11 protein-coding genes are annotated in these 11,557 nt (G+C 73.2%); 5 read left to right on the top strand and 6 right to left on the bottom strand.

What is annotated here, in order from left to right; genetic code table 11:
- Nucleotides 1–39 precede the first annotated feature (39 nt).
- From AN218_RS11720 to AN218_RS11735, 4 genes are all read right to left on the bottom strand, one after another.
- Nucleotides 40–1,365 carry an MFS transporter gene (locus AN218_RS11720; RefSeq protein WP_171908656.1) on the bottom strand — a complete coding sequence of 442 codons (1,326 nt, stop codon included), beginning with the start codon at nucleotides 1,363–1,365 and terminating at the stop codon, nucleotides 40–42.
- On the bottom strand, nucleotides 1,362–2,150 hold the full coding sequence (locus tag AN218_RS11725; protein WP_070016793.1) for an SDR family NAD(P)-dependent oxidoreductase: 789 nt from the start codon (nucleotides 2,148–2,150) through the stop codon (nucleotides 1,362–1,364). The genes AN218_RS11720 and AN218_RS11725 overlap by 4 nt, the downstream gene beginning before the upstream one ends.
- A gap of 153 nt (nucleotides 2,151–2,303) precedes the next feature.
- The gene (locus tag AN218_RS11730) at nucleotides 2,304–2,786 is read right to left on the bottom strand and encodes a VOC family protein (RefSeq protein ID WP_070016794.1); all 483 of its coding nucleotides are present in this window, start codon (nucleotides 2,784–2,786) and stop codon (nucleotides 2,304–2,306) included.
- A 31-nt stretch (nucleotides 2,787–2,817) separates the two neighbouring features.
- A complete protein-coding gene (locus AN218_RS11735; protein ID WP_070016795.1) occupies nucleotides 2,818–3,816 on the bottom strand; it encodes an SMP-30/gluconolactonase/LRE family protein in 999 nt (332 codons plus the stop codon).
- Nucleotides 3,817–4,319: 503 nt separating this feature from the next.
- On the opposite strand from AN218_RS11735, the gene AN218_RS11740 reads away from it, so the two are divergent.
- A complete protein-coding gene (locus AN218_RS11740) occupies nucleotides 4,320–4,946 on the top strand; it encodes a GntR family transcriptional regulator (protein WP_070016796.1) in 627 nt (208 codons plus the stop codon).
- A 66-nt stretch (nucleotides 4,947–5,012) separates the two neighbouring features.
- Here AN218_RS11740 and AN218_RS11745 read toward each other — a convergent pair whose 3' ends face one another.
- Complete coding sequence (locus AN218_RS11745; protein WP_070016797.1) at nucleotides 5,013–5,816, bottom strand: carbon-nitrogen hydrolase family protein; 804 nt, start codon at nucleotides 5,814–5,816, stop codon at nucleotides 5,013–5,015.
- 79 nt (nucleotides 5,817–5,895) lie between these two features.
- Nucleotides 5,896–7,233: an MFS transporter gene (locus tag AN218_RS11750; protein WP_070016806.1), complete on the bottom strand. Its 1,338-nt coding sequence runs from the start codon at nucleotides 7,231–7,233 to the stop codon at nucleotides 5,896–5,898.
- A gap of 320 nt (nucleotides 7,234–7,553) precedes the next feature.
- On the opposite strand from AN218_RS11750, the gene AN218_RS11755 reads away from it, so the two are divergent.
- The 4 genes from AN218_RS11755 (at nucleotide 7,554) to AN218_RS11770 (ending at nucleotide 11,486) form a co-directional block, all read left to right on the top strand.
- Complete coding sequence (locus tag AN218_RS11755; RefSeq protein ID WP_070016798.1) at nucleotides 7,554–8,270, top strand: DUF2848 domain-containing protein; 717 nt, start codon at nucleotides 7,554–7,556, stop codon at nucleotides 8,268–8,270.
- A gap of 374 nt (nucleotides 8,271–8,644) precedes the next feature.
- Entirely contained in the window at nucleotides 8,645–9,982 is a 1,338-nt protein-coding gene (locus AN218_RS11760; protein WP_070016799.1) for an MFS transporter, read from the top strand.
- 82 nt (nucleotides 9,983–10,064) lie between these two features.
- Nucleotides 10,065–10,892: a putative hydro-lyase gene (locus AN218_RS11765; protein ID WP_070016800.1), complete on the top strand. Its 828-nt coding sequence runs from the start codon at nucleotides 10,065–10,067 to the stop codon at nucleotides 10,890–10,892.
- A 135-nt stretch (nucleotides 10,893–11,027) separates the two neighbouring features.
- Complete coding sequence (locus AN218_RS11770; protein WP_070016801.1) at nucleotides 11,028–11,486, top strand: nuclear transport factor 2 family protein; 459 nt, start codon at nucleotides 11,028–11,030, stop codon at nucleotides 11,484–11,486.
- Nucleotides 11,487–11,557 lie beyond the last annotated feature (71 nt).

The raw sequence follows: 11,557 nt of genomic DNA on the forward strand, positions 1-11,557 counted from the left end.
ACGGCGAAGACGGGTCGGAGCCGGGATCGGGCCCGCGGGTCAGGGGGATCCGGCCTCGTGGGCCGGGGCGTCCCGTGGCGGGACGGCCACCGCGTGGGCCGCGCCGTCCCGGTCGCGGAGGCCCGGACTGAGCAGCAGGAAGGCGGCCAGCGCGGCGAGCACCGCCGCCCCGCAGACGAACGGCAGCGCCGCCCCCGCCTGGTAGAGCGCGGTCGCGGCCAGCGGCCCGAGCACGAGGGTGCACCCGTTGACGGAGGCGATCAGGCCCGCGGCGCCGCCCTGTTCGTCCGGGCCGACCCGCAGGCTCAGCCCCGAGTTGTAGCCCGGAATGGCCAGGCTGTGTCCGAGCCCGGAGAGGACGCACGCCGCGAAGAAGACCGGCAGGCTGTCCGCCGAGGCCATCACCGCGAACGCCACGGCCGTGACCGGAACTCCCGTACGCAGCAGGCGCACCGGCCGCCAGCCCAGGTACGGGATCACCAGCCCCTGCACCAGCAGCATCGGCAGCCCGCCCGCGAGCAGCACATAGCCGGACAGCTCCGCGGTCTCGCGCGCGCCCAGGCCCAGCCGGTCCTGGAGGAGGAAGCCGATGCTGCTCTGGAGCATGCTGACGGAGAGATAGATGCCGCCGCCCGCGAGGAGTAACGGCCGTACGCGCCCGTCGAACGGGCTCAGCCGGGGCGCCCTCCGGCCGTCCGGGGGCGCGGGGCGCCGGTCCCCCGGCAGCAGCGCCCACACCGCGAACGCGGGCAGCACCGCCAGTACGGGCGCCAGATAGAGCGCCGTGACCAGGCCGAAGTCGGCCAGCAGACCGCCCAGTCCGGGACCGAGGACGAGCGCGAGCCCGATCGCCGCCCCGATCCGTGCGAGGCCCTGCACACGCTGCCGCTCGTCGGGCGTCCCGTCCGCGACGTACGCCTGTGCGGCCACGGGCAGCGCGGCCAGCGAACCGCCGAAGAGCACTCCGCGCGTCAGCAGCATCAGCGCGAACGTGAGCAGCGCTCCCGTCAGGCCGAGCAGCCCGGCGTGCGCGGCGAGGGCGAAGGCCAGCAGTCCGGCCGCGGCCCCGAAGAGGGCGAGGATCAGCAGCGAGCGGCGTCCGTGTGTGTCGCTGCGGCGGCCCCACCACGGGCTGACGAGGGCGACGACGGCCGCCGACGCGCTCATCACGATCCCGAACTGGACCTCGCTGAAGCCGAGTTCGCGCGCCAGCGGCGGCAGCACCGGCGTGAGGATCTGCTGTCCGGTGTAGCCGCCGAAGACCGCGAGGCAGATCAGCGCGAGCCCGCGCCGCGACCCGGCCGCCCCGGGCGTTCCCCCCGCCCCTGGGCTCGCCCCGGCGGCCCGTCCGTCCCCCGCGGTCAACTGCCGTACCGCGCGCCGCCGTTGACCTGCACGATCTGGCCCGTCACATGCCCGGCGCCCGGCGAGCACAGCCAGTGCACGACGTCGGCGACGTCCTCCGGCGTGCCCACGCGCCCGTTGACGGTCTGCGCGGCGAGCTGTCCGCGGCGCTGCTCCGTCATCCGGTCCCCGAAGAAGCCGGTCGCCTCGATGTAGCCGGGCGCCACCGCGTTCACCGTCGCACCGTGCGGGCCGAGCCGCCCGGCCATGTCGTACACGTACGGGTGCAGTGCCGCCTTCGCCGCCGCGTACGAGCCCGTACCGGAGCCCCGGTAGGCCGCGATGGAGCTGAGCAGCACGACCCGGCGGCCCGGCTCTTGGAGCAGATCGGCGAGCGCCTCGGTCAGAAGGACGGCGGTGAGGACGTTGGACTCGAAGTTGGACCGCCACTGCCATGCGACGCCGTCCAGTCCGGAGGGCGCGTCCGCGCCGCTCGCGGCGTACTCGACGTTGCCGCCCGCGTTGTTGACGAGCACATCGACGCGGCCGAAGCGGGCGACGGCCTCCTCGCGCACCCGCCGCGCGTCCTCCGGGTCGGTCAAGTCGGCGGCGAGCGTGCGGACTTCGCCGGCACCACCGGCACCGGCATCCGCGTCCGCGTCGGCGGCGATCGTCTCCGCCGCCTCGCGCAGCACCTCCGCGCGGCGCCCGACGAGCAGCACACGGTCGCCGTCGGCGGCGAACCGGCGCGCGACGGCACGCCCGATGCCCGTACCGCCGCCGCTGACGATCACAGCCCTGTCCATCCGGCCTCCCGTTGCCGCTGCCGCTGTCGCTGCGCTCCGGGGGCCGTGCCCGTCCCCCGTCCCGCCGCAGCACATTACGCGGGGACGGTGCGCGGGCCATCGCGATTTTCCGCCTGCGGCCCGAACACACCGCCCACGGCGGACAGTTGGCGCTCAGCCGCCCTCGTACGCCCTGCGCAGCTCGGCGATGTCGAGCTTCTTCATCGAGAGCATGGCCTCCGTGGCCCGCCTGGCCTTCTCCTGGTCGGGGTCGGTCACCATGTCGGTCAGCTCGGTCGGTACGACCTGCCAGGAGACGCCGTACTTGTCCTTGACCCAGCCGCAGGCGACCTCCTGGCCGCCTTCCTCCGTGAGCCGGTCCCAGTAGTAGTCGACCTCGTCCTGGTCGGCGCAGTCGATCTGGAAGGAGATCGCCTCGCTGAAGGTGAACTCCGGGCCGCCGTTGAGGCCGACGAACCGCTGGCCGTTGATCTCGAACTCGACGGTCACGACGGTGCCCGCGGGCCCCGGACCGGCCTCGGTGTAACGCGTGACCCTGCCGAGCCTGGAGTTCTTGAAGACGGACGTGTAGTACTGCGCGGCCTCCTCGGCCTGCCCGTCGAACCAGAGACAGGTGGTGAATCCGTCGGCTGTCATCGGTGCCTCCCGGGGTTGAATGCCTGTGCCCCTACCGACCGGCGGCGGACCCGTAACTCATCGCCCGCGCACGGGGTGTTCCGGCTTCCCGGCGGCGGGCCGCGTCGTGCCGCTCATGACCGCCGGGCCGGAGGACGAGGCCGACGGGCGTGGTGAGTCCGGTGAACGGGACGGTGGTCTGACGCCCGCCGCGTACGGGGACCCGTACGACCCGGTCGTTGCCGAAGTCCGCGACGTACAGGTGCTTCCGCGCCTCGTCGAGCGCCAGGCCCGAGGGGCTCGACAGCCCGTCGGTGCGTACGGTCCGCTGTGCGCCGCCGCCCGCGCCCACGGGGACGCGCACCACGCGGTCGTTGCCGGAGTCGGAGACGTAGAGCCGCTGGGCGCGGGCGTCCAGGGCCAGGCCCGTCGGCTGGGACAGCCCCGAGGTCCGCACGGTCCGCTGCCCGCCGCCGCTGCCGCCCACGGGCACCCGTACCACGCGGTCGTTGACGAAGTCGGCGACGTACAGCCGCTTGCGGGTCTCGTCGAGCGCCAGCCCCTCGGGGTGGAGAAGGCCCCGCGTCGGCACCGTGGTCTGCTGCCCGTCCGCGGAGACCTTCACCACGCGGTCGTTGAAGCTGTCCGCGATATAGAGGTCACCGGCCCTGCTCAGGGCGAGCCCGAGCGGACGTTGCAGGTCCTGCGTCGGCACGGTCGTCTGCCGCCCGTCCGCGGAGACCTTCACGATCCTGTTGTCTCCGGTGTCGGCCACGTACAGCGCGCGGGAGCGGTCGAGCGCGAGATAGGTGGGACGCGTCAGATCCGTCGTCGGCACGGTCGCCTGCGGTCCCCTCGGCAGGCGCCGCTCAAGGACGTCGTTGCCCGCGTAGTCGGCGACGTACAGGGACGCGTGGCGCGCTCCGGCGCCCTCGGTACCGGTACGGGGCGAGGGCACCGCGGGGGACGGACGGGTCTCGGCGGAGGCGAGCCCGGCGGTGCCCGGTGCGCCCAGTACGAGGAGCACCGCCAGCAGGACGGCACCGCGCACCCGGCGCCACGGACGGCGCCCTCGCGCGGGCGTCCGCGCGGAGTCCGGGGAGGACGGACCGGCGTGAAGTCCCGGGGAACGGCCCGGAGTTGAGAAGCGGTTCATCGACACCCACCTGTTCTGGGCCGCGGCCTGCGCCGGGGCCCCGCGAGAGACGGCCAGCGCCCCGGCGTCGCGGCAGCGGACGAGGGGAGCGCCGTCGGAGGACGACGGCCCGTCACACAGGGGGCGTTCCGGTCACGGCCGGGGCGCGGGGCGGAGCGGGTCCGTCAGGGGCGACACTAGGAAGCCGCCGGTGCACTACGGGGACACCACGCCAGTCCGCGCCGCCCGCCACCCGAAGGACGTCCGCGGGTGGACAGGCGCGCGATGACGCGTAATCTGTATACCGACTGTATGCAGGATGACCAGGGCGGACGTCGGTACGGCAGGCGCTCCCGGGCGGTCCCCGGCCGGGACCGCTCACGGTGCCCCGCACCGCCGACGCCGGCGGGAGGCTGGCTGTGAAATCCGGACGCGAGAAGGCGTACACGTTCCTCAAGGAGGAGGTCCTCACCGACCCCGCCATGCAGGGCGAGTTCCTCTCCGAGCAGATGATCGCCGACCGCGTCGGCATCTCCCGTACGCCGATCCGCGAGGCGCTGCTGCTGCTCGCCGCCGAGGAGCTGGTCAGTCTCGTGCCCAAGCGCGGCGCCTACATCGCACCGCTCTCCGGCCGTGAGATCGGCGAACTGATGGAGATGCGCGCCCTGTTGGAGCGCTACGCCGCCCGCCGCACGGTCGAGGCCGGCACCGCGCCCGTCGCCGAGATGGACGGGATCCTCCAGGAGCAGGAGAAGCTGCGCGGCGGCGAGAAGGCCAAGGAGTTCATCGAGGCCGACCACCGCTTCCACTCCGCGCTGATCGACGCCGCGGGCAACCGGCTGATGACGAAGCAGTACGAGGCGCTGCGCAGCCGCCAGGTCCGCGCCGGCGTCACCGCGCTCTACCGTTCCGCCGGGCGGCAGGACGAGGTCTGCGCCGAGCACCGGCACATCGTCACGGCGCTGGCCGCCGAGCGCGCGGACCTCGCCTGCGCCGCGATCGACGAGCACATCGCGGCGACCCGGCGGGTGCTCGCCGAGGGCTGAGCCGGTGCCGTGCCGGGCCGCCCCGTACGAGCCGCCCGGCACGGGCACCGGCGCCGGCACTCCGCGTCAGAGCCTGCGGTTGTCCAGGACCGCCACCGCCCGGCGTACCTTCGCGACCTCCTCGGTGTCCACGTCCGCCACGATCAACTCGGGCGCCGCACCGGCCTCTTCGCGTACCCGCCCGTCCGGGCCGACGAGCACGCTGTGCCCGATGCCCGTGGGCGCCTTCGTCGGCTGCCCGATGTCCGGGTCCGGGCCGGGAGGCGCCTGGCCGACCGCCGCCACCCAGAGCGTGGCGTCCAGCGCGCGCGCCCGGGTCAGCAGCGTCCAGTGGTCGAGCTTCGCGGGCCCGGCGCCCCAGGACGCGGGCAGTACGGACAGCACGGCGCCCTTGTCGGCGTGCGCACGGAACAGTTCGGGGAAGCGGACGTCGTAGCAGGTGGCCAGACCGACGCGGACGCCGTCGACGTCGACCGTGACGACCTCCCCGCCCGGCGCCACGGTGTCCGACTCCGCGAAGCCGAAGGCGTCGTAGAGGTGGATCTTGTCGTACGCCGCCTCCACGTCCGGGCCCGTCGCCAGCAGGGTGTTGCTGACGCGGCCGTCGGAGGACGGCGTGAACATCCCCGCCACGACGGTGAGTTCGCGGCGGCGCGCGATCTCCCGCACGCCCTCGGCCCACGGCCCGTCCAGGGGCTGCGCGACCGGCTTCAGCGGGATGCCGAAGCGGGCCATCGCGGCCTCGGGGAAGACCGCGAGCCGTGCGCCCTCGTCCGCCGCGCGGGCGGCCAGGCCGTCGATGGCGCGCAGGTTCTCCTCGGGGTCCGTGCCGGCGGTGAACTGGCACAGCGCCGTGCGGAGCGTCGTCACTGCCTGTCTCCTTCTCGCGAGTGGGTGGCCGCCGGTGCCGGTGGCACCGGTCGGGCCGAGCGGGCGAACGAGCCTGCCGTCAGGGCGACTTCACGGCGTACGACGAGGAGTCCGCGCCGCCCGCGTGACCGCCGCGGCGGCCGTCGGCGAGCAGTTCGGTGTACTCCTCGTCCTCCGCGTGGTCCGCGTCCCGTCCCAGCAGCACACCCGTCACCGTAAGCACGGCGGTGAGCACGATGTACCCCGCGAGCGGCAGCCAGGTGCCGAACTCACCGAGCAGCGCGGTGAAGATCAGCGGGGCGACGGCTCCGCCGATCACCCCGGCCAGCGTGTACGCGAGCGACGAGCCGGTGTAGCGCAGCCTCGGGCTGAACTGCTCGGCCACGAAGGCGGCTTGGGGACCGTAGAGCATCGAGTGGATGACGAGCGCGCCGATGACGCCCAGCACGATCAGCAGCCACGAACGGCTCTCGGCGAGCGGGAAGAAGACGAACGGCCAGACGCCGGCGGCCACCGCGGCCCACAGATACAGCCGCCGCCGGTTCCAGCGGTCGGAGAGGGCGCCGGCGAGCGGTATGAGGAAGATCTGCAAGCCGGATCCGACGAGCACGGCCGTCAGCGCCTCTCCGCGCGGCATGCCCAACTCCTCGGTCACGTACGTCAGAACGAAGACGGTGAACATCGCGTACAGCACGTCCGGTGCGACGCGGGAGAGGATCGCGGCGACCAGCGGCCTGCGCTGCTGCGCGAACACCTCGCGCACGGGGGCCTCGGGACGTTCGCCGCCCGCCTCGACGGCCTTGAAGACCGGGGTCTCCTCCAGGTGCGTACGGATCCAGAGCCCGAAGGCGACCAGAACGCCGGAGAGCAGGAACGCGATGCGCCAGCCGAAGGAGAGGAACTGCTCCTCGCTGAGCATCGCGCCGAGCGCGGCCAGCGCGCCGTTCGCCATGAGGTTGCCGACGGGCGGCCCGACCTGCGCCGCGGACGCCCAGAACCCGCGCTGCCTGGTATCGCCGAACTCGCTGGTCAGCAGCACGGCGCCGCCCCACTCGCCGCCCACGCCGACGCCCTGCGCGAAGCGCAGCAGGACGAGCAGCACGGGGGCCACGGGACCCGCGACCGCGTGCGTGGGGAGACAGCCGATCAGGAACGTGGCGACGCCGACGAGCACGAGCGTCGCGACGAGGACGCGCTTACGGCCGATGACATCGCCGAGGCGTCCGAAGACGAAGCCGCCGAGGGGACGCGAGACATAGCCGACCGCGTAGGTGGAGAAGGCGAGCAGGGTGCCGGTCAGGGGATCGCCGGAAGGGAAGAAGAGCTTGCCGAAGACGAGGGCGGACGCCGCGGAGTAGACGGCGAAGTCGTACCACTCCAGCGAGGTGCCGGTGAGGCTCGCGGTGAAGGCCTTCACCAGGTCCTTGCGGTGGGCGGGGCTCGCGCCGCCGGTGCCGCCCGTGCCCGGGCCGGTGCCGGAGCCGCCGGTGCCGGAGCCGCCGGTGCCGTTGCCGGCGTCGGTGCCGTCGCCGCCCGGATCGCCCGGGCCGCGCTGCGGGCGGGGTTCCTCCGCTGCCGCCTGGTGCGACGTGTTGTGGTCCACGGGGTTCCTCACGGTGGGGTCGCTTTTGGTACGGGGGCATACTTGCTGTATACAGCTCGTATGCGCAACCCTCGGTGCGCGGAATTTACCCCGGCGGAACACGGGGAACCGGAAGCCCTACCTGGAGGAAACCCATGACCGGCCTCGCCTTCACGCTCCCCGACGGCACCCGGCGCACCGCGACCGTGCGGCGCCTGCTCAACGCCGGGTACGCGGGCCGCAGGCAGGAGGATGTGGCCGCGCACGTCGCGGAGTTGGCGGAGCTGGGCGTGCCCGCGCCGTCCACGACACCGGCGCTCTACCCCGTCTCGCCCTACCTCGCGCAGCAGACCGGGACCGTCCACGCGCAGCACGGCAAGACCTCCGGCGAGGCCGAGTGGGCGCTCGTCGTCGACGACACCGGGGACGTGCTGCTGACCGCCGCGTGCGACCACACCGACCGCGAGCTGGAGACGTACGGCGTGGCCTGGAGCAAGAACGCCGCCCCGGACGTGCTCGCCACGAGCGCCTGGCGGCTCGACGACGTCGCCGAGCGGCTCGACGCGCTCACACTGCGGGCCTGGGTCGGCGACGGCGGCGGTGACGGTGACGACCGTGCGGGCGGCGGCGAGGAGCGGCTGATCCAGGACGGCACCTGCGCCGAACTGCTCGCCCCGGCGCACTGGATCGACGTGCTGCGCGAGCGGGGCGAACTGGAGCCCGGCACCGTGCTGATCTCCGGGACGATCCCGATGCTGCCGGGCGTCGACCAGTTCGCCGGGCACTGGCGCGTACGGATCGGCGACCCCGCGACGGGACGGGAGATCGAGCTCGCCTACCGCGTGGTGCCGATGCCGGAGCCCATCGGCTGAACTGCCGGGACGACTTCGTCGCGCGTGCCTTCCCCGCGGTGCGCTCGGCCGTCAACGGCCGTACGGCGACGGTGAGTTGACGCCGCGTCGGCGCGCACCCGGCCCCGTACATCCGCAGACGCCTCGCCCCTCACCACCGCACCCGGCGGACCCGCCCGGTGCGGTGGTCTCGTGTGTGCCCGGTGGGGTGTGCGCCGGTGCCCTTCGCGTACAGCGCGTATACCGCCGGCGGCCGGCTTCGCGCATACGACGCTACGAACCCCTTGAAGGATCGTTCAACGATCCTCTACGTTGTCCCGGACATCGGCCCGGCATCGCCCCGCGGCCCGCCTGCCCGCAGCACCGGCGGCGTCCTCACCCTCTGCGAGGTGCACATGAACAGCAGTCCCGTACCGAGTGCCCCGAAGGACGGCGGCCCCGGCACCGATCCCGGCTCCGGCACCGGCTCCGGCCGGTCCCCCGCCCCGTCCGGTGACGGCGCCGACGGCCCCTTCGCCTGGTTCCGCGAGCTGGGCGCCCCCGGACGGCGCGCGTTCGCGGGGTCGTTCGGCGGCTACGCCCTCGACTCCTACGACTTCTTCACGCTGCCGCTCGGCATGGTCGCCATCGGCGCGTACTTCAGCCTCGACACGGGCCAGACCGGGCTGCTCACCACGGTCACGCTCGTCGTCTCCGCCGTCGGCGGCGCCCTCGCGGGCATCCTGGCCGACCGGATCGGACGCGTCCGGACGCTGATCCTCACCGTCGTCATGTACGCCGTCTTCACGCTGCTCTGCGGCTTCGCCCCCAACTACGAGACCCTGCTGGTCTTCCGCGGTCTCCAGGGGCTGGGCTTCGGCGGCGAGTGGGCGGTCGGCGCGATCCTCGTCGCCGAGTACGCCTCGGCGAAGAACCGCGGGCGCACCCTCGGGGTCATCCAGAGTTCGTGGGCCGTCGGCTGGGGACTGGCCGTCGTCGTCTACACCGCCGTCTTCCAGCTCTTCGACGAGACGGTCGCCTGGCGTGTGCTGTTCTGGACGGGCGCCCTGCCCGCCCTGCTCATCCTGTACGTACGGCGCAACGTCGAGGACGCGCCGCAGGCCGCCGAGCAGCGCAGGAGCAGCCGCGACAAGGGGTCGTTCTCGGCGATCTTCGCCCCGGAGCTGCGGCGCACCACGCTCTTCGGCGTTCTGCTCTCCACCGGTGTGCAGGGCGGCTACTACACGCTCGCGACGTGGGTGCCCAGCTATCTGAAGACCGACCGCGGACTGACGGTCGTGGGCACCGGCGGCTTCCTGACGTTCCTCATCAGCGGCGCCTTCATCGGCTACCTCACGGGCGGCTACCTCACCGACAAGCTCGGCAGGAAGCGCAACGTCGCCGTGTTCGCGGTGCTCTCCGCGCTCTCCGTCGTCGCGTACACGAATGTGCCGACCGGCTCCAACACCCTTGTGCTGCTGCTCGGTTTCCCGCTGGGCTTCTGCATGTCGGCGATCTTCAGCGGGTTCGGCTCGTTCCTGAGCGAGCTGTATCCGACGGCCGTACGCGGTACGGGCCAGGGCTTCGTCTACAACACCGGGCGGGCCGTCGGCGCGTTCTTCCCCACGCTCGTCGGCTTCCTCGCCAATAGCTGGGGCGTGAGCGGTGCCCTCGTCTTCGGCGCCGCCGGTTACGGGCTCGCGATCATCGCGCTGTTCGGGCTGCCGGAGACACGGGGCCGGACGCTGGTCTGAGCGCCGGCCGCGGCGAGCGGCCGGACCATCGACTCGACCCACTCCCTCCGTCACGTCCGACCTGCGACGAAAGGCCGATGCCATGAACAGCCCGCCCCGCGGCGCCGGTTGGGCCGGAACCGCGGATCCCGCCGGGAGCCCCGCGAGCGCCGCCGCGGCACGGGCCGCCGTCCGCGCCGGCGACCGCGCCCCCACCGCGGGCGTCGCCCCCGGCAGCACCCAGGCCAACCTCATCTCCGTACCGCGCGACTGGGCCTACGACGTGCTGCTCTTCTGCCAGCGCAACCCCAAGCCGTGCCCCGTCCTCGACGTCACCGACGCCGGCGCCGTCTCCACGGTGCTCGCCCCGGACGCCGACCTGCGCACCGATCTGCCCGCCTACCGCGTCTGGGAGCACGGCGAACTGGCCGACGAGCCCTCCGAGGTGACGTCCCTGTGGCGGAAGGACCTCGTCACCTTCCTCATCGGATGCAGCTTCACCTTCGAGTGGGCGCTCGCCGGTGCCGGCGTCCCGCTGCGCCACATCGAACAGAGCCGCAACGTCGCCATGTACGTCACGGACGTCCCCTGCCGTCCGGCGGGCGGGATGCACGGGCCGATGGTCGTCTCGATGCGGCCCGTACCGGAGGAGTCGGTGGAGACGGCGGTACGGGTGACGGGCCGTATGCCCGCCGTCCACGGCGCCCCCGTGCACACCGGCGACCCCGCCCGCATCGGCATACGGAACCTCGACGAGCCCGACTTCGGCGACCCCACCGAGCTGCGGCCCGGCGACGTCCCCGTCTTCTGGGCGTGCGGCGTGACCCCGCAGGCCGCGGTGGTCTCCTCCCGTCCGCCCTTCGCGATCACCCACTCCCCGGGCCGGATGTTCATCACGGACGTACGGGACGAGGAGTACGCGGTGCCGTGAGGCGCAGCCGTCCACCGGGGAGAGTGGGACGTTCAGGGGTCTGGACAGCGCGGTGACCGTCGTGGCGGTCTGAGGCCGAGCCGGTACGGGCCCCGGACCCGGCGCTTCCGACATCGCGAGAAAGGCACCCCGGCCATGGACACCCGCCCGCCCCTCCCCCCGTTCACCCTGGAGACCGCACGTCAGAAGGTGCAGGCCGCCGAGGACGCGTGGAACACGCGCGATCCGCGCAAGGTCTCGCTCGCCTACACCGTGGACTCGGTCTGGCGTAACCGCGACGTCTTCGTCACCGGGCGCGCGGAGATCGTGGACCTGCTGACGAGGAAGTGGCAGCGCGAGCTGGAGTACGCGCTGCGCAAGGATCTGTGGACCTTCGAGGGCAACCGGATCGCCGTGCGCTTCCAGTACGAGTGCCATGACGCCGAGGGCCAGTGGTGGCGCTCGTACGGCAACGAGCTGTGGGAGTTCGACGCACGGGGTCTGATGTCGCGCCGCGAGGCGAGCATCAACGACGTGCGCATCGCCGAGAGCGACCGCCGCATCTTCGGGCCGCGGCCCGAGTCGCAGCGCGGGGCGGGGATTCCGCTGCGCTGAGCGGACGGAACGGAACGGAGCCGAGCCGAGCACAGACCGGGCCCGTCGGCGGGGAATGCGCCCCGCCGACG

The organism is Streptomyces nanshensis (assembly GCF_001751255.1).
In the GTDB taxonomy this organism is placed as follows: domain Bacteria; phylum Actinomycetota; class Actinomycetes; order Streptomycetales; family Streptomycetaceae; genus Streptomyces; species Streptomyces nanshensis_A.